Annotated in this window: 25 protein-coding genes and 2 pseudogenes; 8 read left to right on the plus strand and 19 right to left on the minus strand. The window is 43.7% G+C overall.

Annotation, left to right across the window (positions count from 1 at the left end; genetic code table 11):
- Positions 1-3: 3 nt before the first annotated feature.
- Together EYR97_RS11835 and EYR97_RS11840 are read right to left on the minus strand one after the other, a co-directional pair.
- Positions 4-1,212 (minus strand): PepSY domain-containing protein, encoded by a 1,209-nt coding sequence (locus EYR97_RS11835; protein ID WP_131094016.1) that lies wholly within the window; start codon positions 1,210-1,212, stop codon positions 4-6.
- A 105-nt stretch (positions 1,213-1,317) separates the two neighbouring features.
- Positions 1,318-3,468: a TonB-dependent siderophore receptor gene (locus tag EYR97_RS11840; protein ID WP_131094017.1), complete on the minus strand. Its 2,151-nt coding sequence runs from the start codon at positions 3,466-3,468 to the stop codon at positions 1,318-1,320.
- A gap of 313 nt (positions 3,469-3,781) precedes the next feature.
- Between EYR97_RS11840 and EYR97_RS11845 the strand changes: the two genes are divergently transcribed.
- Positions 3,782-4,198: a YbaN family protein gene (locus tag EYR97_RS11845; protein ID WP_131094018.1), complete on the plus strand. Its 417-nt coding sequence runs from the start codon at positions 3,782-3,784 to the stop codon at positions 4,196-4,198.
- Positions 4,199-4,229: 31 nt separating this feature from the next.
- On the opposite strand, the gene EYR97_RS11850 is transcribed toward EYR97_RS11845, so the two are convergent.
- The 15 genes and pseudogenes from EYR97_RS11850 to EYR97_RS11915 all read right to left on the minus strand — a co-directional run bounded on the left by EYR97_RS11850 (position 4,230) and on the right by EYR97_RS11915 (position 18,588).
- A complete protein-coding gene (locus EYR97_RS11850) occupies positions 4,230-5,396 on the minus strand; it encodes a hydroxymethylglutaryl-CoA reductase (protein ID WP_131094019.1) in 1,167 nt (388 codons plus the stop codon).
- A gap of 147 nt (positions 5,397-5,543) precedes the next feature.
- Positions 5,544-6,120 (minus strand): annotated as a pseudogene (locus EYR97_RS22700) (tetratricopeptide repeat protein).
- Between the two features lie 146 nt (positions 6,121-6,266).
- A complete protein-coding gene (locus EYR97_RS11860; protein ID WP_131094020.1) occupies positions 6,267-7,112 on the minus strand; it encodes an SDR family oxidoreductase in 846 nt (281 codons plus the stop codon).
- A 37-nt stretch (positions 7,113-7,149) separates the two neighbouring features.
- Positions 7,150-7,821: a TenA family transcriptional regulator gene (locus EYR97_RS22035; RefSeq protein ID WP_207308058.1), complete on the minus strand. Its 672-nt coding sequence runs from the start codon at positions 7,819-7,821 to the stop codon at positions 7,150-7,152.
- A 564-nt stretch (positions 7,822-8,385) separates the two neighbouring features.
- Positions 8,386-9,513 (minus strand): annotated as a pseudogene (locus EYR97_RS22040) (AMP-binding protein); the annotation flags it as partial.
- A complete protein-coding gene (locus EYR97_RS11870; protein ID WP_131094022.1) occupies positions 9,446-10,219 on the minus strand; it encodes a thermostable hemolysin in 774 nt (257 codons plus the stop codon). The pseudogene EYR97_RS22040 and the gene EYR97_RS11870, both read right to left, overlap by 68 nt.
- 102 nt (positions 10,220-10,321) lie before the next feature.
- Positions 10,322-12,145 (minus strand): glycosyltransferase family 39 protein, encoded by a 1,824-nt coding sequence (locus tag EYR97_RS11875; RefSeq protein ID WP_131094023.1) that lies wholly within the window; start codon positions 12,143-12,145, stop codon positions 10,322-10,324.
- On the minus strand, positions 12,145-12,834 hold the full coding sequence (locus EYR97_RS11880; RefSeq protein WP_242635005.1) for a TVP38/TMEM64 family protein: 690 nt from the start codon (positions 12,832-12,834) through the stop codon (positions 12,145-12,147). Before EYR97_RS11880 ends, EYR97_RS11875 begins: the two co-directional genes overlap by 1 nt.
- Positions 12,824-13,627, minus strand: coding sequence for a glycosyltransferase family 2 protein (locus EYR97_RS11885; protein ID WP_131094025.1), 804 nt, complete (start codon positions 13,625-13,627; stop codon positions 12,824-12,826). The genes EYR97_RS11880 and EYR97_RS11885 overlap by 11 nt, the downstream gene beginning before the upstream one ends.
- Positions 13,628-13,781: 154 nt before the next feature.
- Positions 13,782-14,480, minus strand: coding sequence for a hypothetical protein (locus EYR97_RS11890; RefSeq protein ID WP_131094061.1), 699 nt, complete (start codon positions 14,478-14,480; stop codon positions 13,782-13,784).
- On the minus strand, positions 14,480-15,241 hold the full coding sequence (locus tag EYR97_RS11895) for an FTR1 family iron permease (protein WP_131094026.1): 762 nt from the start codon (positions 15,239-15,241) through the stop codon (positions 14,480-14,482). The genes EYR97_RS11890 and EYR97_RS11895 overlap by 1 nt, the downstream gene beginning before the upstream one ends.
- A complete protein-coding gene (locus tag EYR97_RS11900) occupies positions 15,231-15,596 on the minus strand; it encodes a cupredoxin domain-containing protein (RefSeq protein WP_131094027.1) in 366 nt (121 codons plus the stop codon). Before EYR97_RS11900 ends, EYR97_RS11895 begins: the two co-directional genes overlap by 11 nt.
- Positions 15,580-16,869, minus strand: coding sequence for a HAMP domain-containing sensor histidine kinase (locus tag EYR97_RS11905; protein ID WP_131094028.1), 1,290 nt, complete (start codon positions 16,867-16,869; stop codon positions 15,580-15,582). The genes EYR97_RS11900 and EYR97_RS11905 overlap by 17 nt, the downstream gene beginning before the upstream one ends.
- Before the next feature lies 1 nt (position 16,870).
- Positions 16,871-17,536 (minus strand): response regulator transcription factor, encoded by a 666-nt coding sequence (locus EYR97_RS11910; protein ID WP_131094029.1) that lies wholly within the window; start codon positions 17,534-17,536, stop codon positions 16,871-16,873.
- 137 nt (positions 17,537-17,673) lie between these two features.
- Complete coding sequence (locus tag EYR97_RS11915; protein ID WP_131094030.1) at positions 17,674-18,588, minus strand: hypothetical protein; 915 nt, start codon at positions 18,586-18,588, stop codon at positions 17,674-17,676.
- Between the two features lie 281 nt (positions 18,589-18,869).
- Between EYR97_RS11915 and rplM the strand changes: the two genes are divergently transcribed.
- From rplM to EYR97_RS11950, 7 genes are all read left to right on the plus strand, one after another.
- Positions 18,870-19,298: a 50S ribosomal protein L13 gene (gene rplM / locus EYR97_RS11920; RefSeq protein WP_014948329.1), complete on the plus strand. Its 429-nt coding sequence runs from the start codon at positions 18,870-18,872 to the stop codon at positions 19,296-19,298.
- Between the two features lie 12 nt (positions 19,299-19,310).
- Positions 19,311-19,703, plus strand: coding sequence for a 30S ribosomal protein S9 (gene rpsI / locus EYR97_RS11925; protein WP_014948330.1), 393 nt, complete (start codon positions 19,311-19,313; stop codon positions 19,701-19,703).
- A 437-nt stretch (positions 19,704-20,140) separates the two neighbouring features.
- Positions 20,141-20,773, plus strand: coding sequence for a ubiquinol-cytochrome c reductase iron-sulfur subunit (gene petA, locus EYR97_RS11930; protein WP_131094031.1), 633 nt, complete (start codon positions 20,141-20,143; stop codon positions 20,771-20,773).
- 1 nt (position 20,774) lies between these two features.
- A complete protein-coding gene (locus EYR97_RS11935) occupies positions 20,775-22,040 on the plus strand; it encodes a cytochrome b N-terminal domain-containing protein (RefSeq protein WP_131094032.1) in 1,266 nt (421 codons plus the stop codon).
- Entirely contained in the window at positions 22,037-22,771 is a 735-nt protein-coding gene (locus EYR97_RS11940) for a cytochrome c1 (protein WP_131094033.1), read from the plus strand. Before EYR97_RS11935 ends, EYR97_RS11940 begins: the two co-directional genes overlap by 4 nt.
- Before the next feature lie 112 nt (positions 22,772-22,883).
- Positions 22,884-23,516, plus strand: a complete 633-nt coding sequence (sspA, locus tag EYR97_RS11945) for a stringent starvation protein SspA (RefSeq protein WP_131094034.1) — start codon at positions 22,884-22,886, stop codon at positions 23,514-23,516.
- A complete protein-coding gene (locus EYR97_RS11950; RefSeq protein ID WP_131094035.1) occupies positions 23,513-23,986 on the plus strand; it encodes a ClpXP protease specificity-enhancing factor in 474 nt (157 codons plus the stop codon). The genes sspA and EYR97_RS11950 overlap by 4 nt, the downstream gene beginning before the upstream one ends.
- Before the next feature lie 193 nt (positions 23,987-24,179).
- On the opposite strand, the gene EYR97_RS11955 is transcribed toward EYR97_RS11950, so the two are convergent.
- Positions 24,180-25,010 (minus strand): spondin domain-containing protein, encoded by an 831-nt coding sequence (locus tag EYR97_RS11955; RefSeq protein ID WP_131094036.1) that lies wholly within the window; start codon positions 25,008-25,010, stop codon positions 24,180-24,182.
- Between the two features lie 12 nt (positions 25,011-25,022).
- On the minus strand, positions 25,023-25,838 hold the full coding sequence (locus tag EYR97_RS11960; RefSeq protein ID WP_131094037.1) for a spondin domain-containing protein: 816 nt from the start codon (positions 25,836-25,838) through the stop codon (positions 25,023-25,025).
- Positions 25,839-26,016 lie beyond the last annotated feature (178 nt).

Genomic DNA, 26,016 nt, shown 5'->3' on the forward strand with positions numbered 1-26,016 from the left:
GATTTATACATACCGCTGTAGCCAAAAGATAAAATAGACAACGGCGAGTAGCAATATTGGGAGCGTTCGTTTTTGTATTCTTGTCAATGCAGATGTTTTTGTGCGTTTCCACGTCATAAGTACACCAGTTGCGGAAAGCGTCGTTAGGCCTGCGCCAAATACAAACCAAATTAACTTAGTTATTAGGCCACCAAAATAACCGAAGTGAAGCGGATCCGCATATTCGTTGAGGTAGTTCGTCCACGTCATAGTTTTAGGCTCTTGAACGCCAACAATATTAAGGTTTGTTATATCTACATCGACACTATGAGCACGTTCCCGCAGCAAAGGATTACTTCCTACACCTGTAAACCGCAAAGCTGCTGTGTTGGAAGAGGGAAATAGGACGCTGGTAATCTGCCAATCATCAATTGTCTGCACCGTACTTTCAAAAGCATCATAAAACTGGTTAGCTGATACGGGATTAAGCTCTTCAAAATTAGTAATTAAGGAAGCTTTCGGGGCGCTTGGTGCAAATCTGTTCCCTATAACAGCACTACCAAATTCAAATAAATACCACCAACTAGTTATTACAATGACGACGAAAAACCAAAGGCTCCAAAGCCCAATGAGTTTGTGAAGATCACTAAACAATACTCTTGACCCTTGATTTAGGCGAAGGCGGGTGATGGCGGTCTTCCAATTACGGGTTGTCTTGATCCCTGTATATAGCGAAATAGCCAGAATGAAAGCGAAAAAGGTTACTGTGGGTAACCCAAGATAATTTGGCATGAACAAGTAGCGATGAAAATCTCGGAAGAACCGCTGTACGGTAAGAATGGGAATATCACCGGTGACTTCGTATGTGTATTGATCTACATGTATAAAGCGATCTTTCCCATCGGGAAATTGCGCTCTGACTCTGTAAGTAAAGTTGTCGTGGCCCATCGACGAAATAGACTTTATCTTTGCTTGTTCAGCGTTGCGTAAGGCAGCTTGATATATATTTGTCCACTTAACTACTTCATTATCGGTTTCTTGCTCGTTTGGTAAAGGCGTATTGAAAGTACGCATTTCCTCAAACACTAGCCAATCAATTTCATTGGATATTGTTGCGATGGTGCCGGTAGCTAAAATGATAAAAAGTACTATCGACAGTTGAAAGCCCACCCAAGCGTGCAGGTTGTATAATTTCTTTCTGTGTTTTCGTTGCGCTGTATTGTGGTTACTCATGAAGTGCTAATGTTTAAAGTGTAAGAGAGATGCCCAGCCAGGTACTGGGCGTGCGATAAAACTATGTTCTTAAAATTAAAAATCACGTTTAGAACACGTTGTTTGTTACCACTTATAGGTAAACTCTACAAAGCCGTTTCTTGGGTTGCCTGGGAAATGACCTGTGCGCTCGATGAAGCCCGATTCTGCATACTCTTTATTGAAAAGGTTGTCTATTCTAAATAGCACGCTGTAGTTATCTACTTCCCATGTTACTGACGCATCAGCAATGAAATATGACTTAACATTTTGTCCAGACAAACTCAGTTGCTCGTCAACATAATTTCCCCCAATAGCAAAAGCGACATTCCATTCAGGCAACTGGTAGCGGGTCCAAAAGCCAAGCTGGTTTTGAGGAGCATTGGCAAAGCGGTCGCCAACACTGTTTCGAATACCACCGCTACCGTTGTCAGCGGTAATTCGAGCATCATTGTAGGCGTATGCCACGCTCAATATCCAATCTGGAGTGATGTCTGTAATAACCTCTATTTCAAAGCCATCACTGGTGACTTCTCCTACTGGGGCTACATTGTCAATACCATCGCCTTCAGGATCTTCACCAGTAGTTTGAAGAATGTTTTGCCTCGTAATTTGATAAACGGCTAATCGCAGTAAAGTGGTTTCATCAAATAACTCTGCGTTAACTCCACCTTCAATGATATCTCCAGTAGTTGGTTCAAAAGGCCCGCCAGCTTGCTGAGCTTGGTTGCCTACTGACTGAGGTTCATAAGAGTCTGCCCACTGACCATACAGTGATATTGATGGTGTAATTTTATAAATACCCCCTAAGCGATAGGTGATGCTGTTGTCGTCGAATCTTGTGCCGTTGGAATTATCTTCAAATGTATCGTAACGCACGCCCGTTACGAGAGTGAACTTATCCCATGCCAGTTCATTTAGCACATATGCGCCGTTTCTCTCTTGTTCAGTAGCTCGTGGTGCCCTGAATTGAACATTGTATTTATCAGGCTGCGAAGCACCGTAGTTAGGAGAGTTTAATTGAAGCGGTATGATATCTGACTCAAGAGAAGTTCCGTTCAAATAGCGCAGTACAAAGTCAGAATTGAAGGCGGTACCACCTAACAATGCGTCTTCTTTGCCTTTATATAAATCAATTCCAAAAGCAACACGTTGACTGGCACCAAATGCTTGGCCTTCGTACGTGAAATTAGCTCCGAAGCTGAACTGTTGTTGCTCTCGCAGTTGATCTCTAAACTCTCGGCCAACAAGGTCAATAGCACCGTCGCCGTCAGAGTCAATTAAAGCCCTGGGTTCATGATAATTTTGCTCTTGCTCGTTCTCAATATATCGAAGTTTTGTATCATAGGTTATTGATGGCGAAACCTGACCTTCAAGTGAAAATTGTAGAACGTCTGAACGCAGGTTCAAAAAGTCACTTGGCTCATTGTGGTTCCAAGAACGGTTTGTCAGGAAATTACCGTTATCATCCGTAGGAACCCCCCGTAATCTGTTAGCATCTAAGTCTTGAGAATAATGCGTGTATTGCGCCGTAAAAAGGTGATTATTTAAATCGTAGGTATAACCAGTGTCAAAAATGAATACTTCGCTGGCGCTATTGTCGCGAAAGGTACCTTGTTCTTCGTAAAACGCGCCTAATCGTCCGTTTTGGTTATCAGTTAATGCACCAGTTATTTCACCAGAACCTCCTGTACGAGAATGCGAGCCGGCAATGGCGCGAACGTTTGCACTAAATTCTGGCTCTGGCTTTTTGGTTATATAGTTAAACAGGCCACCAGGTGCTCCAGCACCGTAAAGCATTCCTGCAGGTCCTTTAAGAAAATCGAGACGTTCAACATTGAACAGCTGAGGGACATTAAAACCAACATAAGGGTCGCCACGAAGTCCATCGAAGAAGATCTCTTCTTGTCTAAAACCACGGGCCGTAACACCAGCATAGCTAAACTGACTGACACCAGCGATATTGCGATAGATATCTTTCGCGTTTCGCGCGCCCTGATCTCGAATTAAGCTCTCGTTGATCGTGGTGATTTGCTGTGTTGAATTGAGTGGGTCGACACTGAGTTTACCTGTTGATGAATTCCCATTGCGATAAAGGTTAAGCGCTCTACTAGTAACTACGACTCGCTCTACGTGAGCTGATTTCGAGGCTTCGTTTGTATCTTGTAATACTTTTATGTCCTGTGAAAGAGCTGGAGAGGCCAGCGAAGCTGCAATTAACGCGGCTAGATATTTCATTGCAAATACATCCAAGTTTAGTGTGGAGATTAAAAAAATGATAATTACTTTTTATTTAATCTAAATGATAACAGTTTTTATTATTATTTATCTAGTGGAGGGTTAGCGAGTATGAGGGGAAAGTGAGCAGAAGTTAGTACTTTAAGCTATTTGACACACACAGCGAAAACGGCTGCGTACTGTATTTGCCTATGCAGCTAACTTTAGACCAATGTAGATGGAAACTTCGCCATTTTAGAGTATGGTTAAGCTATAGGTTTGATTTGCAACAATACAACGCAGACTCTTGTTGTCTATTATATCTATTTAGCACTTGGGTAATTCTAGTCATTGGGTAGTTAAGGGCGTTACTTTTTATGAGAAAAGTTGTTTATTTATCGCTGGGGCTATTTTTACGCTGTTAGGAATAATAGGCGCATTTTTACCTATCATGCCCACCACGGTTTTCCTCATTGGTGCTTTGTATTGTTTTACCCAATCCTCTCCTAAACTTGAAAACTGGTTATTAACTCACCCCAAATATGGCTCAAGCCTTGTTGCGTGGCGCAAGCATGGCGCTATATCCAAAAAGGTTAAGTGCATCGCGTGTTGTAGCATGCTGTTGAGTTTTATTTTTGTTTGTTTATTTGCCTCTATGCCCATTCCAGCATATATCGGCATAGCTGCGTTTATGGGAATAGGCGCGTATTTTGTAGTTACGCGCCCTAATTTACCGGTTGCAGAAGCATAGTCGCTGTTAAGCGTTCCTAAATTTGTATCGGTTATCTGTTTCTTCCTAGTCGTTCGTGGCTGCTTACCCATTCATCTGCCACCACTGCAGAGGCTAACGATAAGTCGCCGCACAGAACAGTAGCTGCAACAATTTCAGCGAATTTATTTACTTTGCCTTGTCCTGTGCAACCTAGCACATTTAAACACTCGTTTTGTGTTGCCAACCCAGTTCCGCCGCCGTACGTTGCAACGATAAGAGACGGAATAGTGACCGAGAAATAATAGTCGCCGTTAGGTGTAATTTCTGCATAAGTGAAGCCTGCCGAGGATTCGGCCACATTGGCCACGTCTTGTCCGCAAGCAATAAACATAGCGGTAATACCATTGGCAAAGTGTGCACCATTGCTCACACTGCCTGCCATAAGCGCCCCCATGTTGGAATACTGGCGCTGCTTAAACAAGGCTTCGGGCGGGCAATGCATGATCTCTGTCATCAGCTTTTTGGGTAGGGTAACTTCTGCTACAACCCGTTTGCCTCGTGTGTGCAACGAGTTTAAATGAGAGTGTTTCTTGTCGGTATCTAAATTAGCGGCTAATACGAAGTGCTCTACCTTGCCTGGGTAATTCGCCAATATCCACTCACAGCCCGCTTTCGTGGCTTTACTCACCATGTTCTGACCTGCGGCATCGCCACAGGTGTAATTAAAGCGAAGCCAGCGAAGTTTCGATGCTGCGTATTGTTCGATATCTCTTAATCTGCCCACGCTGGTTGTGGCGTCACTAGCGGCTTTAATGCCGTCAAAATGTTGTGTAACCCATTTGCCAAACGCAAGGGCCTCTCTGGCATCGGCGAAGGCAAACATGGGGGCGCGCTGCATGGCATCATCAATTACTGTGGTGGTTACACCGCCGGCTTCTCGTGTTAAGCGCATGCCTCGGCTATAACTTGCCACAAGGGTGCCTTCTGTTGTGGCCATAGGAACGTAGAATTCTCCTTTCGCATGCTCACCATTAACGACCATGGGGCCAGCAAAACCCACGGGAACTTGAGCGACACCAGCAAAGTTTTCAATATTGCCAGAAAGCGTAGCAGGTGGAATTGAATAATGACCTAGGTGAGAGAGCGGTGCGCCTGTTTCAGTCTCAATAAATTCGCGACGAGTCTGGCTCATCTCTTGGGTGTAGTCGTTTTCATTCGAGCGTGGAATTTTAGCCATAGGAGTCTCCTTTTTCTTTCATAGTAGGAGGGCTGGCACGTGAAGGGAACCCGTTGGGCTTTATACTTTTAAATAATTTGTGTGAATATAATGTTAAATTTTTGATAAGTGCAGCGAGGGTTAACTCGCTGCATTATTGGCTGGTTTTTAGCTTTTTTGCGCTATTTTCGCTTCTAGTTGCGCAATTTCTTGTCGTCTTCCTACATCTGCTAATGGGCGTTCTAAGCGTGCTGGCGCTAGCTTTGCCTTTTGTGCATATTCACGCGCTTGCGAATATTTTCCATTGTCGAATAAGAATTCTGCGTAGAAATAGTTTGGATCAATGCCATCAGGGTTAACTTCAAGGGCGTGTTTTAGAAGTTTTTCGGCGTTTTTTATCACTGCCAAAGCTAATCGGCCAGCCGGGAAGCTTGTGATATAAAACACCTAAACTTGTCATTGCCGAGCCTGATAAAGCGTTCTCATCAAGACGCATGGCTTGTTCGAAACTTTTACGTGCTGCTTTGGCAAAATCCAGCGCACCTAAGCCGCCCTTAGCTCCTGCCGTACTCGACTGAATAATACCTTGCCAAATGAGTAGCTCGGCATTGTCTGGCGCTTCATTTACAAACGCTTTTGCTTTTGCAATTAAGGCAATAAACGCGTCTTCTTTTTGGTCATCTTCCAGCTCGTAATTAATGTGTGCCCATTCGTGTTGTAACTGAAGTAAAGGTGTTTGTTCCATTTGCGTTTGCACGTGTGCTAATTCAGTCTGTGCTTTACTGCTCTCATCTGCCTGGGCAACAGACGCTATGGTAAATCCAACACTGGCATATATTAGGGTGGCGGTTGTTAACAGCGTTAATCGTTTCATGTTCATGATACCTCGTATTAAACCAACTTGTTTGATAGCGCTTCGGCATTGGGCGTCTTATCCTCACTTTGACAAGGCTTAGGCTCATCAAACGTAAGGCGCTTTATTGTCGATAGCTTTTTAGCTAATGCATTGTCAACAAGTGCTGGAAACAGTGCATTAAGCTTTGCAAAAAAGCGTTCTGCAAAGCCAAGAGAAAGGCGACTTTTGTCTTTCTCTAATAGTGTTATAAGTGCCTTGGCAACCACCTCTGGTGAGTCTACTTGGTTGCCTAATGCGGTATTCAGCGCAATGGCGCGCTCATCATTAATGGCCGTGTCTGTGGCCCTGGGTGCAAGGTAATGAAAGTGAATATTACTATCGTGATATTCGCGTAACATCGCTTCAGTCCAGCCTTTTATTGCAAACTTAGATGCACAATAAGTACTGTGGGCGGCAAAGCCTATGCTGCCAAATGCCGAACCTACATTAACCACATGAGGGTGTGGGCGCATGGCAAGTAAAGGTAACAAATCCTGTGTTAGCAACATGGGAGAAATAACATTGGTCGAAATTACCGACTCTACTGGTGCGTTATCAAACTGCCCTACATGTGTTGTACCAGCATTGTTAATCAAAATAGACACGGGCCAGCGTTTACACACTTCAACTATTTTATTACGCCCCTCTAAGGTCGTTATGTCTGCCGTAACAAGGGTGTGATCATGCACCAGTTCACGTTGAAGTTGCTTAAGTTTGATGTCATTTCTGCCCGCGAGAATAAGGTGGGCCCCTTTTTCATCGAGGGCTTTCGCCATCGCATTTCCTATACCACCGCTAGCGCCGGTAATAAGAACAACTTGGTTTTGCCATTGCATTGTCATAATGTGCTACCTTCTAAGCTACTTTATTGGCGGCGCTTTAAGCGACTTTAGCAAGTCCGTGCTCAGTGGTTAGTTCACGGAAAATATCGCCGTATAAACGATAGAACATATTCGCACTGTGAATAATCATCTGCTGTTCTGCTGGGTCTGTAATCTTGTTCATCAGCCCTTCAAAAAACACAATATGTTCTTGGTCTAAGGCGCCGTGTGACGTTAAATAGCTAAAAGCCGCTTTAGGTAATGTGAGCTTATCTTTTATCTGCTTCGCGGCAGCATCTGCCAAAGCAATACTCGTACCTTCTAAAACAAAAACCATACCGAAGAAGTAAAGCGGATTTTTACGTGCAATGGCGTCAAATGCATAAGCCACCATAAGCTCTGTTGCGGGGGCAGGGCTGCTTGCGCGCGCTTGCTCTTTGTCTACACCACATGCTGCTAAATCGTTGAGGATCCATTCTTGATGCCCCATTTCTTCTTCAATATATTCGCCAACAGCTTCGCGTAGCCATTCTTTGCTCTCGTCTAGCTTTGCACCAGTCGCCATAAGCAGTGGAACCGTATACTTAACGTGGTGATAGGCTTGTTGTAAGAATGCAATGTAGTCATTAAGCTCAAAATCACCGCTAAAGCAGCGCTGAATAATAGGGGCCTGAAGGAAAGTCTGTCTTGCTTGTTCTGTACTGCTTTGAAGTTGCTGATAAAAAGACATAGTTGCGTCTCCATTAATAATTTGTTGAGTTGATTCGTTTTGAACTTTCTCTATTGGTGCTATCTCTTTTGGTGCTGCCTCTTTTTGAGAGGAATAGAGCGCTGCCAATAGGTTGTCATAATGCTGTAAGGTGTCTGCGCGTTTTATCTTTCCAGTTTCGGTAAGAAGCCCATTTTCGGTTGTACAAGGTTCAATGACCTTAAAGCCATTCACTTGCGCATAGTCTGGGAGTTGTTGATTAACTGCTTCGATAGCTCGTTGTATATCATCACAGCCAATTGCTGGTGAAATTGGTGCAAATAGCGCAACACAGTAAGGTTTAGCTTCGCAATACACGATAGCTTGGCGGAATAAACCCGTACCTAATAAAAGTGATTCAATCCACTCTGGTGAAACGTTTCTTCCAAAGCTATTCACCATGATATTTTTCTTACGGCCAGTGAGCGTTAATACACCATTGTCAATGCTGCCTAAATCTCCGGTTCTAACTTGCGTTGGGTAGAAAGAATCAGGTTGATTTAAATAACCTAGAAAGTGATTGTCTGTAACCACAACTTCGCCGTTATCAATGTGCAGCTGGTTATGGCCTAGTGCTTCACCAGCACTACCAATCATATTCGCTTTGGGGGTGTTCAACGTAGACACAGACACCGCTTCTGACAACCCATAACCTTCATAAACAGGGAGCCCTTGTGCGTGTGCTTGAGCTAGTAATGCTGGTGAAACATGTGCGCCACCTACTGCAATAAACGATAAAGTAGATGGTGGAACCCAGCCTTGACTGCACGCATGTAATAGCACCATGAGTAAATCGGGTACTAATATAATGGATGTTGGCTGCGCCTTTTGAATAAGCGTTAGCATTGCTTGTGGGTTAGTAAGACGGCTACCTTCAAACCCTCTTTCTTTAGATGAGGCAAGCTCAATAGTGCCGCAGTGCAACAATGGTGCATAAATACCAGCGATGTTTTCAAGCAGTGTAGAAAGTGGCAGTAAACAGAGATGATTAACGTCGTCTTGCTCGATAACGCGGTTAAGCGATTCAGCAACTTTCCATTGCGAGTCAGTCGATAAACAAACTCCTTTGGGGGCACCCGTTGAGCCAGATGTGAACGTGATTTTATTGGTTCCGTTTGGCATCTGAACAGAATTTTCAGACGTTAATGCACGTGCATAAATGTCATAGTCACTGGCTATAGCAAGCATAGAAGTTGTGCTTTTTAATGCTATGGCGTCTGAGGTAAGTAAATACTCACACTGGCTTTCTTCTATGATATGACGCTGTTGTGCTTCACTAAAAAATAAAGGAAGTGGTACACAGCATACTTCTGCTTGCTGACAAGCAAGGTCAACGATAACCCATGCAAAGCTATTGTCGAAGGCCATAGCAACGCGCGAAACGTTGTTCTGAATTAACCACGTCGCAACGCACGCAATTGCCTCATCAAGTTCACCATAAGAAAGTGTTGTAGTTTGGCTTTTTGCCTCACTTGGGTTGCTGATGCTGTGTTTTAATGCAATAGCATTTGGGTTATATGCCGAGGCTAATCTCGATTGCAGATATCTAGGCACCTGATTAGGTATTAGACTAGGCAGATCGCCAGTAGAGTGAGTAGATAAATGATTAGGCGACATGCGAAGTCTCCTTTGACAAACAAGATAAATATGCGTTTGTGGAAAGTGCTGTGGCATTCTCACTAATCAACCCAATAGCTTGTTGATAGTAACTATTCAGCGACGCCGAATGGGTAACGTGATGTGTCACTGACTTTAAAGAAATAGCCACCACTTCTGGTGCTGTGTCGTAATAAGTGCCCCAGTTGTTTGCACTTGGTGCTAGTTTTGATGCATCTGCACATGCCAGAGATACCAATTCTATTCCTGCGCCTTGCAATAATTGTTTTAGCTGCGTGGTTGCACTAAAAACCAGGTATTCACTGCCGCATTGTTTCAGCATAAAAAAGAGTGAAAGCAGTAGGGGCAGTGTGTAACGTGAAGAGCTACTAAATAAATTGCCCACTTCTACAATATGCTGTCTTTGAACATTAATGCCTTTGTTTGTAAGGGCTACTTCAACGGGATGTTCAAGGTATTGTTCAATGAAAAGCATTGCCGGCATGTTATCTTCAACACCAAATCGAGCGCCAACAGCTGCTTTTACGCCCTTTACTTCAAGGGCAAAAAGAACTGGCAAAAATGTTGATGGTGACAAAGCTGCGCCGTAATGCGTAGCAAAACCATTGGCGATGAAAGTTTCAATTTGCTTTCTTGCCAAGTGACTGGTGTCAGCAGCAATAAGAGAAAGTGATGAATCTCTTCTGTTGCTAATTGGCGATGTATTTTTAGCCGCTACATTGACTGACGCTAATGACGTGCTTGATGTTAAAACGTGGCTCATACTGTTGCTCTTTGGTTTTGCGATGGTATGAGTATTAAACACGCACCTTAAGTAAACCTTAAGCAAACATAATATTTTTAAATTTTTTCTATCATACTGAATTTAGTGTGTTTTTATGTGTTCTGAATGGCTCGGGGTGAGCACGGGTGGATAAATAGGGCCTGTTGAAGATAACTCACAGGTAGAAAAAGCCGCAGTTTCAGGAATGAGTAACCATTCGTCGCGATGGGCTACGCCCATTGATGCTGCTTTCGACAAGTTAGCACACTGAAATTCATAGTCTTTGGGCGCAAGAATAAAACGCATGGTAGAGGCGGCTCCGGTCCTCGCTGCCGTTAGCCATGCCCACGCGGTGCCGTTTTCAGTGGCCTTGGCGGTATGGTAGCCAAAGTGCGTTATGCCAAATGGCGCGTACAGCAAATACTGTTCTTTGAAATCGACAATCCCTATCTCAATATTTGAAAAATCCAATAGTGGATAAGTCTGCGATATTGCTGATGCTGTTTTATCTAACAATTGCGTAGGCGTGCGAAAACTATTGAGCTGTTGGCTTAGTAGCGTTGATGGAATGATGCTCATGACCATAATCCACAGTACTAATTGCATACCAAGTGGTGACGCCTTCACCGCCATGCTTTGTGTTGGCACAGTTGGATGCGCTTCATTTTGCGGCTTATTTACAACATAAATAATATGGGTGGCTAAACCCAATATTCCTAAAATTACTAATATAACTGCTAGTTGAGTGAGAGTCTCTGCGTCACTGTGATAGCGGGTAATAAGCTTATTAGCCAAAGACTCATTAAAAATGAGCACTACACCCGCGACTGAAATAATTAATGATAAGGAAAAAGTAAATAGGCGTGCCGTTATCGCAAGTATTTTAGGTACACCAAAACGGGCAAGTAATAGCCCCGCAACCATTGATATTGCAGGAAGTGCCGGCAATACATACACACCGCGTTTGCCTGAGCTAATACTGAAGAACGTAGCAACTAAGACAACCCATATGAATAAGGCCATGTAAGGAGGTCTTTCAGTTAATACATCTTTAAGCCGCTTGGCGTTGAAAGCTACAACTAAGACAGCGCTTAACCAAAAAGCTGGGATCACTTCTAACAAATAATAATACCAAGGTTCTATATGATGCCATGCGTTTGCATATCGCTGAGCAGTTTGCTTAAACAAAATGTTGGAGAGGTATTTTTGAATATCTGGGGCATTTTGAATAAAGCCTTGATAAAGCAGTGGACCTAGCCATGTAAATATCACTAACAGCATGACTAACGGGCCAAATGCTGAGCGTTTCTTCCAACTGCCTTTTAATAATTGGCGACGCCATGAAAAATAAGCAATTGGTATAAGCAGTAAAATAGGTAGAAAACCCACCCCTTTAGTGATGATCCCCAATCCCATAAAGGCCCAGACTGTAAAATACCAACGCCAGTTGTGTTGGATAAAAAAGTGCCGGACGAAACCGTAAACACCAATCCAAATGAAGCAGGCGACCATGGCATCAATTTGGGCAAATTTAGCTTGTATAAGAAATTGAGGGCAAAGCAATAAAACAAACACACTCAGTAGTGCTGTTTTTTCATCAGATAGAGAACGCGAAAGACGATATGTGAGCACCAGAGTAACTATGCTGGCAATAGCGTTGGGCAAAAGCATAGCAATTTTCATGTTACCTGTTATTAGGTAAACCAGTGCAATTGCCCACATGAATACAGGCGGTTTATCGGGGTAGATTTCTCCACCCCGCATGGGAATAAGCCATTGCCCTGTTTGCACCATTTCTTTGGCGACAAGCACAAACCTAGGCTCATCAGGTGGCCAAGCATCGCGAAAGCCGATACCTGTTAGAATAATGGTGACAGCGGCGAGAAAGAGCCATAACACTGCGTTGTCTTCACGTAGTTTCAACATTACGTCGTACTGCCCTTACGCGAAAAAACAGTGAGCGAAAGCAGTAAAAATACACTAACAACAAGGCTGGCAATTTGCATAGGTTGCTCAAATGTGTTGATAAAGGTTGAGCCACTACCTAATAGCGAAAACAGCAATGTTTGCGGCAGAAAGCCCAATAAACTGGCACTGATAAAAGGCAAAAACGGAACCTTTAATACACCAGCCAATGCATTGGTTACCAAGTTAGATCCTATTGGAAATAGACGAATAAACAATATATTACGAAAGCTGCGTTGGGCCAGTGCATCCTGAATTGATGTGAGTTTTAGACCGAGTAATTTCATTACCAACATTCGAAGTGGACCAGAAGCCAATAGATAGGCAATACAGGCAGACAGCCCTGTTAGAAGTAACGCAATGATAGTGCCTTGAAATGCACCAAATCCTACGCCACAAAAAAAGCTAACAGCTTGTCTGGGGAAGCCCATGGTCATCAGTACAACAAAGCAACTTAAAATGACGATTAACCATTGAGGTTCAGCTGAAGATATATAGGTCAACAGCCAGTCGGGGTCACTATTGTGATCCCACACTTCTGCCGTTATACGCAAAGACAAATAGCAGACAAACGCCAAGGTGCCAACACTGAGTGTGAATTGGCACAAACGAAGGATTAAATGGCGAGAGTTAAAGCGCTTACTTTTCACTTGAATAACCATCTAAAATATTATCTAGCTTGGTTCGGTACATTAACCAGCGCACGCCCATCATATCGATAAGGCCTGCCCAACCGCGGTTCCACGCTGTATAGTTCGACACACCTTCGGTACGTGGGCGATGATTTACTGGAACGCACACAACCTCCCCCCCTAAGCGTTTAGTAAGTGCGGGGATATAACGGTGCATATGGTCGAAATAAGGTAGTAGCAAAAAGGTACTACGGGGAAGCAGTTTTAAACCACAACCTGTATCGGGGGTATTGTCATTAAGGATCCACTGACGCACATTGTTTGCAATTCTTGATTGGAATTTTTTCCACGCGCTATCTTTGCGCTTTTGGCGATGACCAATTATGCAAAAGTGCGGAGTGTAAGTATGTTGTGCTTTATCAATAAGTTTAGGAATATCAGCTGGGTCGTTTTGTCCATCAGCATCTAACGTGACAATCCATTTTCCTTTTGCCTCAAGCACACCGTGATATACCGATGTACTTTGGCCACAACTTGTAGGGTGAACAATTACGCGACAAATAACGGGGAGTGTTTTGGCAATATTCTCAATAGAGATAAGTGTGTCGTCACTGCTCCCATCGTCAACTATAACGATTTCAGTACGCTTAGGAGAAACTGCATTGGCGATTTCTTTTAACAGGGTCGGTAAATTCTTACCTTCGTTTTTTGCTGGAAGTACAACAGTAACATCGAGCTCTTGTGCCGTTTCAAATGCCTTTTCGGGCTCTCGAGTTAATTTTTGCTCGGCTTCTTGTGTTAATTCTTGCATAGACAGTTAGCATGTTAGGTAAGGAACACGCTAACTTTACAAATTAAACCTTAAGGTAAGCTTAAGAGCATTATTGTCATATCAAAACTGCTCAAACTTTACTGTTGTAAGTGCAAGGCTGCCAGCTAAAGCGGGGGCCTCCAAAACTAGAGCGTTAAAATTCATACTCCAACGACATACGCAATGTATGGTCCTTACTATCGCCGTTTAATCCTGCAATAAAACCAAGCTCCCATTTTAATTGCTTTTGCCTGTCGAAGCGTTTAATTCCCATGAAGGCGGGGCCCACACCAATGAAGTCCTCGGCCACATACACTTCAACGCCCGGTTGAACCTCGGGCAACCAACGGTAACGAAATTTAGCCTTAAATTCACTTTCCCATTCATTGGGTACGGTTTCACCCCATTCGTAAACTAATGTTACATTGGTGGTGAGGCTAAATTGCCCGAACTCCTTTTCTGTTAACAGGCCAGCCTTTACTTCCCAGTCGTTGGTGTTGTGCTGTTTTTCAAGTTCAAACAACGTACCCCAGTCGGCCCAATAGCGACCTTGCTCCGTTATCATCCAACGAAGTTCGAGTTCGTATCCCTCTACACCAAAGTCTTGGTTTTCGTCTCTAGCCCCCACAATATAGGCTTCTAAAATAACGAATTCAGATAAGGCATGACCAAATGAAAAGCGCTGCATTAAAACATTGCCATTATCGTTTTGACGCGATGTAAATCGCCACTCAAACTCCCGTTCAAAAGGCAAAACATAAGGCTGATAAACCTTATCCACCGTAAAGTTATCAGCCTGTGCAGAAGTACACATAGCCATAAATACAACAAAAATAAGGAGAACATGTTTCATCATGCTACCTCCTGAGAACGGTTTGGATGAACTCGTACTGTTGCAAGTAGCCGAAGTGCAATGGGTACGATTAAGGCAAAGCAAAATACACATAAATAGCTCAGTGAAGGAGTGGCTTCGTAGCCAAATAACGCGTTGAATAAATGACCATATTCACTGTTGTCACTAATAATGTTGCTGCTGTCCCAAAGTAAATGAGGGGCAGGGAAAACGTCGGTTTGCTCAAGTAAAAGCGCAATATTGGCAACTTGTGCTGCAACAAACAGCGGCATGATAAAGTACATTACTCTCACACTGACAAAGTTAGTCAGGACAATATTGAGCAAAATTGCAATGCTAATACATATACCTAAGCCAATGGTTGTGCCAAGCAGTAACAATGAGCTGTCGCTGCTTCTGGCGAGTTGGGACACAAAATAAACCAGAAAATGTAAGCTGTTTGGTAAACATATACCCAGCATTAACAGAGAAACGCCGATGTTAAATCGACGGTGAGTAGTCAACACTGGAAGCGCGATCATACACATGCCTAACCAAGCAACGAAAAAGAGGGCTGATTTCAATAGTTCAAAGCCAGCGCCTTCTGCAAGTTGTGATATTGGGCCGAGTTGTAAGTAAAGAACGAACGAAATAACTGCAAGTACCGCAACGCGCCAAATCAAAGACCATCGACTTACACTAGGTAGAGCCAACAATACACTGATCAGTAAGAAAATAGGTAGGGTATCGCGTAAGAAAAGCACTACGGTGTTAATTAGCATGATCGCCCTCCTTTATATCGGCAACGATAACCTTTCCTACCGCGCTATTGGGGTGGAACTCACCAAAAAACGGGTATTCGCCGGGGCGTAACGGCCCGATAAATATAGATCCTTTACTATTCGCAAAAATAACCTTCTCGCGATTTAGTGAAAAACTGTCTATTTCTTCGGGGGAGTCGTCATAATTCACAAAGGTCAGCCGAACTTTTTTCCCCGCAGGGACAACCACCTCTTGTGGGTAAAAAAGGTGATCTTTTATCTCAACCACGACTTCGGGCAAAGCAAAGGCCTTTGGGGTGTGAATAACACAAAACCCAATGATGATAGCCAGTGATGATTTAAAGTATGCAATCATTGTGAAATGCCACTTTGACTTCTAGCCCGCCCAATGCACAATCGTGCAGTGATAGGGTGGCGCCATGAAGTTCAACAATTTGTGCGACAATAGCTAAACCTAAGCCGCTGCCAGTGGTTGATTTATTGGTTGATGCCCGTTGAAACCGTTTTAATACTTCAGCTCTTTGATTAAGAGGAATACCTGGTCCAGAGTCACACACTGCTAACACTATTTCATTACCTTTCTTAGACACTTGAATCTCAATTTGTGCCCCGTTTGGTGAATAATTGCTGGCATTGCTGATTAGATTTTGCAGCAAAGTGTAAAGCATAAAGTGTGAGCTTTGTAGCCACGCATCTTCGCCATCTAATGCCACCTCTTGTTGTTTGTTATCTATTTTTCCATACAAGTCACTGACAACTTCTTGGGCAACACTGTATAAGTTAACCGGTTCTCGTTGTTCAACAAAGGTTTCAGGGCTTGTGCGAGTAAGCAACAAAAACTGGTTCACAGCGTGAATCATTCTATCGGTATCACCTTGAAGTGTATCTAGGGCTTTGCCTTTATCACCCAATGCGTTGGCAATGTTGTGGATATTAATTTTCATCACACTTAGCGGCGTACGCAACTCATGTGCAGCATTAGATGCAAATTGTTGCTCCCGCTCAAAAGCGGAATTCAGGCGAGTAAACATCGAGTTAAGAGTGCGTACAACAGGAGTAAGCTCATTGGGCTCGCGAGATAGCGCAATGGTGGAAAAGTCGTTTCCTTGACGCTTTGCAAGTAAGTGAGACAGCTGCTTTAAGGGTGATAGCCCCCACGAGATACCAAAAAATAAGATGATGGCCAATAGGGGGACGCTAGCGATAAAAGGAGTAATGGCCGCAACGGTTAGCGCATCGGTAAGTGTATAACGGCTGGCAAGGGGGTGCGCTACCATGTACCATCTATTACTATCAGCAGTATATCGAGTGTGTACTCGCCACCGTGTCCCTAACACATTAACCTCTGAAAAGCCCTCTTCAAAGTCTGATAGGGGAGTATTTAAGCTTTCTGTTGAGGTACTCACCAATTGTTCGTCGTGCCATACTTGAAATAGCAGTCGATATTCTTGAGAGCGTTCACCACCATCAAAATAGACCATAGCGCGAGATAATTCGGTGAGGTCGTCATCAAGTAATCTATTTGAAATATCTAACGTCGCGCGATAACCATGCAGCGCCGCACTGAACACAACAAGCACCAATGCGCTGACTAAGGTTAAAATGAGGAAGCGACGAATTGACGACAAATCAATCCCCTGACTTGGAAATACAGTAACCTACGCCTCGAATGGTCTTTATAAAGTTCTCAGGCATTTTTTTACGCAAGTGGCTAATATGCACTTCAATAGTATTACTAGCCACTTCTTCACCCCACTCGTAGAGTTTGCTTTCTAGTTGATGTTTGCTGAGTATACGTCCAGCATTTTCTATAAGCGCTTTAAGTACCATCAGTTCGCGCCTTGGTAAGTGAACTTCGTTGCCATCAATTGTTAAGGTGTGATGCGCTGTGTCAAGGCTGACGTTTTTCACGTTAATTATACTTTGCGAAGCGGTGCCTAAACGTCTTTCAAGTACCCTGAGGCGGGCAAGTAATTCGTCAATCTCAAAAGGCTTGGGTAGATAGTCATCTGCACCAGCGTCTAAACCCGATATTTTATCTAAGGTTTTGTCCCTTGCAGTCAGAATTAGGACTGGAAGCGTGGTTAGACGTTTTCGAATAGACTTTAATACTTCTAACCCATCCATGTCAGGCAAACCAAGGTCCAGTATTACTATGTCATTTTCTCCTGCCTGCAAAGTCACAAGGGCATCATGACCGGTAAACACGCAGTCAACAACATAGTTGGCGTTTTGTAATGACACAGCGAGTGCATTAGAAAGTGGTTTGTCGTCTTCCACTAGAAGTACGCGCATAGGTCTCTCTTAAAAAAATGTCTATTTGAAATAGTGCACAATAAACCTTAAGCGAACCTTAAGTAATATAACTAGAATGAGTTCTGTATTTCGTGCGCCTATTGGATCTAGAGATTTCAAGTTGCAAGGCAATCACCTTATTCTATTTGCTCAATTTCACTATGCAGTGCATTGATTGCCAATAACTTGTTTTTATTCCAACGTGCATAGTTGAGTGTATATGGAATTGAAGGGTTGTCGAGGAAATGCACGCGACGGTGAGGTGAATCAGCAAGTGCTTCCGCTTGAGCATGGCTGTCGAACTGTTGAAAAATAGACTCTAATTCACCCGATTCTAATATTCTGATGAGGCCCAAGCGAAGCCTGTTTGCAAGTGCCTTATCATTGGGTTGTACAAAGAAATATTCGTAATTGGGGTACTCAAGCATATGATGTTTTTCTAACACGATTTGCTTGTCTTTATGTCTTGCCAAATCGCGACGCACTTCGATGATATTGCGGGGAAATGCGTCAACCAGCTTTCTTTCTACTAACGAGTACATCGATTGAAACCACGGGCTCCAGTCTTCGCCAGTTACATTGTATCCATTGAACTCTAGTACTTCTAAATCTGGCCAATCGGCGCCCTGTACATAAGTTAACTGCTTTAACGCTTTAACATCCGGAGTGTGATAAAACGTATACTGATTATCTGGGTGAATAACAAACACGCGATATCCTGCATAGCCTTTTAAAAGGGGAAGCCGTATCGGTATAAGCTTCTTTTCACGTTCACTGTTAGTGACACTCCACATTATATCGGCATCACCCTTTAATAAAGTAAGCAGCTGGCGACTTTGGCTCATAGGGTTAGGGTCGGGTTTGAGATTGGTTGTGCCATATTCGGGGGTTGCATTCAAGGCAGCTTGCAGCACGGCAACGTGGTAATGACCATAACTGTCATCAGCGAACGCGCGAGTAAATGTGATTTCATCCGAGCCGTTAGCGAAAGATACGCTAGAATTCATCGCCAAAACAAACAGTTGTATGAATATGTAGATACTGATCTTCATTCTACTTCTATTTTTTATACTGCCCCACTATCACGTTACCCCAATTTTGTTCACCTGTCATTGTTTGTTAATGGGTTGGGTGATGGATTTTTATTCAATTATTTTGATGTTAGGGGTTCGCATTTACATCAATTCCTGTATAATTCGCGCCCTGCCCAGTTACGCCCACCTTTGGGAAGGTGGAAGAATCGGCCGGCTCGAAGGGGTCATTGTGTTGATTTTAAGGTGATTTCTGGTGTTCAGAAATCAGTAACGACGATATTATTCGGGTGAATTTGAAAATGAAAACTTTTGTTGCTAAGCCAGAAACGGTACAACGTGACTGGTATGTGGTAGACGCCACAGACAAAACTCTAGGCCGTTTGGCTTCTGAAATCGCACTACGCCTTCGTGGTAAGCACAAGCCAGAGTACACACCTCACGTGGACACTGGTGATTACATTGTAGTAATCAATGCTGAGAAAGTGGCGGTAACAGGCCGTAAAGCGCAAGACAAAATGTACTATGCGCACTCTGGTTACCCAGGTGGTCTTAAAGAGACAAACTTTGAAAAACTAATTGCTCACAAGCCAGAAATGGTTATTGAAAAAGCAGTTAAAGGCATGTTGCCAAAAGGCCCTCTAGGTCGCGCAATGTTCCGCAAAATGAAAGTTTACGCAGGTGCAGAGCACAAGCACACCGCACAGCAACCACAAGTTTTGGACATTTAAGGAGCTATTAACATGGCAGATACTCAATACTACGGCACAGGCCGCCGCAAAAGTTCTACTGCTCGTGTGTTCCTACGTCCAGGCACAGGTAGCATTAAAGTAAACCAACGCGCTCTTGACGAGTACTTTGGTCGTGAAACAGAGTGCATGGTTGTTCGTCAGCCACTTGAACTTGTTGAAATGACTGAAAAGTTTGACGTATACATCACTGTTAAAGGTGGTGGTTCTAACGGTCAAGCGGGTGCAATCCGTCACGGTCTTACTCGTGCTCTTATGGAGTATGATGAAGCACTACGTCCAGCACTTCGTAAAGCTGGCTTCGTTACTCGTGACGCACGTCGCGTTGAACGTAAGAAAGTTGGTCTACACAAAGCGCGTAAGCGTCCACAATTCTCAAAGCGTTAATTTTTACGTTTTTTGTATTGCAAAAACCCGGCATATGCCGGGTTTTTTATTGTCTAAAATATATCGCTTAAGAGCTTCAGCCCACTACCTACCTATAATCTCGTATAGATATTCAAAATAACAAAGGTTTAATTTCTACTGTGTATTGGGTTAAAACAGCGGCAAAACCTTGATTTGCAGTATTTCCCAGTTTGATCTTAAATAAAGTTTTCCATTAAATTGTCGCTTAAATATCAGTAAAACCTTGTGTTTATAAGGGCTTTTCTTTTATCATTTGCGGTCGAAAAATTTGTAAACTTTCGTGAATGCGCAAACCAGTGAATTTTCGCTGTTTCGTCATTTTCATGACAAGCCATATGATGCCACGACACAAGCGTGAAATAACCAGTATAAGCTTGTGTTACACATCATAATTATCCAAACCTGGAGAAATGTGGATGAGCAATGTATCTGTAGATGCAACAGAGTCTGCACACAATGAAAACCAGCCAGAAAACAACACCCGTCGTCGGTTCTTGACCGTTGCCACGTCGGTAGTTGGTGGTGTGGGTGTCGTTGGTGCTGCTGTGCCTTTTATTGCGTCCTGGAATCCAAGTGCCAAAGCGAAAGCTGCTGGTGCTGACGTTGAAGTTGATATCAGCGGGATTGAGCCTGGACAACTAGTACGTGTGATGTGGCGAAGCAAGCCTGTATGGATTGTGCGTCGTACGCCGGAAATTCTCGAAGAATTGGGCGCCCACGAAGATAAGCTGAAAGATCCTAACTCTGAAGCAGAGCAGCAACCAGCCTTTGCTCAAAACCGTTTCCGTTCGATGAAGGAAGAGTACCTTATCCTAGTGGGTATTTGTACTCACCTAGGTTGCTCTCCACAGCATCTTAAAGACGGCGCATTCGAAGAAGTGGTGGAAGGCGTTCCTGACGGTTTCTTCTGTCCTTGCCACGGCTCTAAATTCGACATGGCAGGTCGTGTTTTCCAAAACGTACCTGCACCACTAAACCTTGTCGTACCGCCTTATCAGTTTGTTGATGACAAGACTGTTATCATCGGCTCAGAAGCGGAGGTAGCGTAATATGAATGCTTTTCTAGGTTGGATTGAAGAGCGCATCCCAATGATGCGTGTGGCGAACATGCACGCCATTCAATACCCTGCACCAAAGAACATGAACTTCTGGTACGTGTTCGGCTTCCTTGCCACTATTGTTTTGGTTAACCAAATTGTTACTGGCATTTGGCTAACCATGAACTTTGTACCTACATCAGAAGGCGCTTTTGCTTCTGTTGAATATATCATGCGTGAGATTGACTACGGTTGGATCATTCGCTACATGCACAGTACAGGCGCGTCGGCGTTCTTTATTGTGGTTTATCTGCACATGTTCCGCGGTATGATTTACGGCTCCTACCAAAAGCCACGTGAACTGTTGTGGTTGTTCGGTATGTTTATATACCTAGCGCTTATGGCTGAAGCCTTCATGGGTTACGTACTACCTTGGGGACAAATGTCTTACTGGGGTGCACAGGTAATTGTATCGCTATTTGGTGCTATTCCTGTTGTTGGTCCTGACCTTGTAGAATGGATTCAGGGTGACTATGTTATCTCTGGTGCAACACTTAACCGTTTCTTCGCACTACACGTTATTGCGTTGCCTTTGGTTATTGTAATTCTTGTATTCCTTCACATTATTGCACTTCACGAAGTGGGTTCTAACAACCCAGACGGTATTGCTATCAAACACAAGAAGGGTTCATTACCTGAGTCTGAAAAGACGAAGTACGAAATTCACGAGTACTACACAAGCAAGTACGATATTGCTGATGACGTATTGCCGTTCTTCCCACACATCGTATTGAAAGACCTTGTAGCGTTCTGTGTATTCCTAGGTTTGTTTACTTATGTATTGTTCTTCGCGCCAGAAATGGGTGGTAAGTTCCTAGAGCACCCTAACTTTGAAATTGCTAACCCGCTTAAGACACCTGAGCATATCTTCCCTGTGTGGTACTTCACGCCGTTCTACGCCATTCTTAAAGCGGTACCTGATAAGTTGTTCGGTGTACTTGCTATGTTTGGTGCGATTGCTGCGCTGTTTGCATTGCCTTGGTTAGACCGTGGACGTGTTAAATCATGGCGCTATCGTTGTGGGTTACACAGAGTGAACCTTATTGTGTTCGCAATTGTGTTTATCTTCTTAGGTTACCTAGGTGGTACTCCACAAGAAAATTGGAAAATCATCGCGTCTCAAGTAGCGACTGTGATGTACTTCGGTTTCTTCCTTGCGCTGTTCTTGTACAGTAAAAATGAAAAGACTAAACCTGTGCCAGAGAGGATTTCTAAATGAAAAAATTGATGTGCTTTTTAGCCTTCTTCCTACCTGGCGTAGCACTTGCGGCAGGTGGAAACGTACACCTTGATAAAGCGCCTATCGATTTAACCGATAAAGCGTCTTTACAGCGCGGTGCCCAATTGTTTATGAACTACTGCTTAGGCTGTCACTCAATGAAGTACCAGCGCTATCAGCGTTCTTTTAAAGATTTGGGTATTCCTGATGAGCTGGGTCAAGAGTATTTGCAATTTACTGGTGAGAAAGTGTCAGACTACATCACTCGTGCAATGCCTGAAGAAGCGGCCGCAGGTTGGTTCGGTGCTGCGCCACCAGATCTAACGCTTGTTGCGCGTGTTCGCGGTGAAGACTGGATTTACACTTATTTGCGCTCTTTCTATGTTGATGAAAGTCGTCCATTCGGTGTGAACAACACAGTTTTCCCAGAAGTGGGTATGCCGCATGTGCTTCAACCACTTCAAGGTACGCCAACACGTACGCATGAAGAACATATGGTTGACGGTGAAATGGTTGAGCGTTACGTGGGTATAAAGTCAGATGGTACTGGCTCTATGTCTCCTGACGAATATGACCAAGCGGTTGCCGATATTGTGAACTTCCTTGAGTACACAGGTGAGCCTTCAAAGCTTGAGTCTCACAAAATTGGTAAGTGGGTACTTATCTTTATTGCGGTATTGTTTATCTTCGTTTACTTATTGAAGAAAGAATACTGGCGAGAAGTGCACTAATCGCACAGATTTATGTATAATACCAAAAGGGGGCATCTCGCCCCCTTTTTTGGCATTTGTAATTCGCTCATTTATGATGAGCATAAACTTGTTTCTCGACGGAGGAAATTGAATGGCCGTAGCCGCGAATAAACGTTCTATTATGACGTTGTTCTCTGACACAATTGATATTTACAGCCACCAGGCGCGCATTGTGTTGGCAGAAAAAGGTGTGGGTGTTGAAATCAGCTACACAGATCCGAGTAATCTGTCTGAAGATCTGTTGGAGTTAAACCCTTACGGTACTGTTCCAACTCTAGTTGATCGCGAACTTGTACTTTATAAGTCGCATATCATCATGGAATACCTTGATGAGCGTTTCCCGCACCCGCCACTTATGCCGGTATACCCAGTTTCTCGTGGTCAAAGTCGTCTAATGATGCACCGCATTGAGCAAGACTGGTATTCACTCGCAGCACGTATTTTCCGTGGTGAAGGCGATGTGGAAGCTGCGCGTAATGAATTGCGTGAAGCGCTGCTGTCACTAGCTCCAGTATTTGGCGAAATGCCTTACTTCATGAGCGAAGAATTCAGCCTTGTTGATTGTTATCTTGCTCCACTGTTGTGGCGTCTACCAGCATTGGGCATTGAGCTTAATGGTGCAGGCAGTAAAGAAATCAACGCTTATATGAATCGCATATTCTCACGTAGCTCTTTTAAAGCGTCATTGACTGACCAAGAGCGCGAGATCCACAATCCATTATGACATCTATGACGTCGAACCAGCCCTATTTACTTAGGGCTTTTTATGAATGGATTGTTGATAACGATTTGACGCCTTACATCGTTGTAGATGCAACAAACGAGTTGGTGGAAGTGCCCCAAGAGTTTGTGAAGGACGGTCAAATTGTTCTAAATGTGTCACCAAGTGCTTGTGTTAACTTTTCTCTTGATATTGAAGGGTTATCCTTTCAAGCGCGCTTTGGTGGGCAGCCGCGTCGTTTAAGTATGCCCTGTGAGGCGGTCATTGCTATATACGCCAGAGAAAATGGCGCTGGTACTGTTTTTGCAACTGAAGAAGACATCGCTAGTGCTCAGCAGCGCAAAAGTGAGGATAATAAATCTACTTCACAACCCAGTGGACCAACCTCTTTAGAAGAGGCCGATGCAAGTGAGGTTAGCGATGCGCCTGTTCCTCCTAAAAAGGGCAAGCCAACACTTAAAGTCATTAAGTAATTAAGCTGACAACGAAACTAGAGCATTGTTTCTTGCAACGCTTTAAATTGAAAAACGGCCTTACTAAAACAGTAAGGCCGTTTTTGTTTATATAGCCAATGTAACTTAGAACCAAAATATTTTTTAAACAAAATACTTTAAAACCAAAGTACTTTAAAACCAAAGCGCCTTGCTCTAGCTACAACTGGCGTATTTAGCGTGTGCGTGTAATCACGATACGACTGGTTGGATTATCAAAGCGATGAGCTTCACTTAATACCGACATCGCTAAGCCTTCTTTGCTTGCGTCATCACTATTTGCACTTGTTACGACACCACTGTGAAGGCGTACAACATCTGCTAGGTCGTCACGTACTGGGTCGTATCCTGCCGATGCACCACCACCGCCAGCGTTCGCAGCTGCTGGACCTGGTATTGTAGAAAGCGTTTCCGTATTTTTCTCGGTGCCCGCGTCCCACGTTACCGTCATAAACGTCTTAGTTTCACCTACTGTCATATTGCTTACATCAGCTGCATTTAAGCCTGTAAAGCCGTCGTTAGTATTTACTAGCATAGTAGTAACGGTGAGCTTAAGATCATCTGCATCAAGTTCAGGTACTACCAAGGTTTGAATATCACCAACCGACTTTGGAGGTAATACCGCACCAGAGTTAACAGCGTCTAGAAAGTCCGTTGAAGCCATCGCTTCTTCAATAACCATTGAAGGATCGCCTCCCTCAGCCATTACTTCAATACCCATACTTGCTGGTTCGTTATCAACAAATGATTGAAAGCCTGATTCATGTAGGATAACGGCTGCTGGTGCTAATGGTTGGCCATGGGTCAGGTTGGTAATTTGTACTGTATAAACGGCAGAATTACCGTTAATGCCATCTTGACCATCTTGTCCGTCTTGACCATCAACGCCTGCTTCACCTTGTTCGCCTGCTGGGCCTTGAGGACCCCTGTCTCCATCATCGCCACACGCTGTAATAAGGGCAGACATAAGCAAAAGTGTACTGAGCTTAATAATTGAATTATTCATTGTTAACGCTCCTTAAGATGCAGGCACCGTTACTACTACTTTGGCTACGGGGTTCAGCCAGCGGTGCACAGTTGAATCTAAATCACTCGCGCCACCTTCCAAGTCAGTATCGCCAAGTGCATTTCTATGGATGTGAACTGGGCCATCTTCACCGTCTTCAACTTCGCCGTTAACGACCTGAGCTGCAACACCGGTACCGCCCATACCTAAGTCAACTACGCGAGTAGGGGCGCCGCCCCCAGCTACGCCGGGTACGCCATAACCCCCTAGTGCATTGCCTGTTTCGGCTTCAACAATGTCAGTGCGCGCACTATTTAGTTCATCATTGAGTTCAGTACCTGCATCATATGCATTTAAATAATAAGTGTATGTGCCAGGTTCTGTTGGGATGGCAATGCTGTCCATACCGACAAAAGCATCATTGGTAGGAATAAGCATAGATACAAGTGAAAGATATGGCTTATCTAACGCATCAAATTGGAAGCTGTTAGATGACTTAGGTGCAAGTAGCCCATCTACCTTGTGCCACGTATTTGACCCGTTATCAGTATCTGCTGGACCTAACAATGCTTCGAAGTTTTCACCGCTAGATTCTGCACTTTGTTCGTCATCAATAACTCCACCTTCTGCTAGCCATGCCAATGCAGAAGAGGCACTTTCGCCTACTTCAAAAGTGTCTACCGTGTTGTCGTGGGCAACTACTAATCGAGGTGTGAAGCTTTGTGCCTGCGTTAAGTTTGTCACTTCAATATCTAAGGTGACAGCTTGTGTGACTGATATAGTCGCTAGCGACAATAACGTAGCGCTAGCAAGTTTAGTTAATTTCATTGATTTGTCCTTATTTTGACTGAAAGCGGCTAAAAATGTAGGTCAGTCACAAAGGCAATTCATCACACAAGTATCACAAATGTTAGACAGATTTATAGCAGCATATTTGGGGGTGGAAATTGGAAAATATGGACGATGAGTTGCAAAAAATGTACGTATAGCAATGCATAAAATTAAT

Source organism: Alteromonas sp. KUL42 (assembly GCF_006538325.1).
In the GTDB taxonomy this organism is placed as follows: domain Bacteria; phylum Pseudomonadota; class Gammaproteobacteria; order Enterobacterales; family Alteromonadaceae; genus Alteromonas.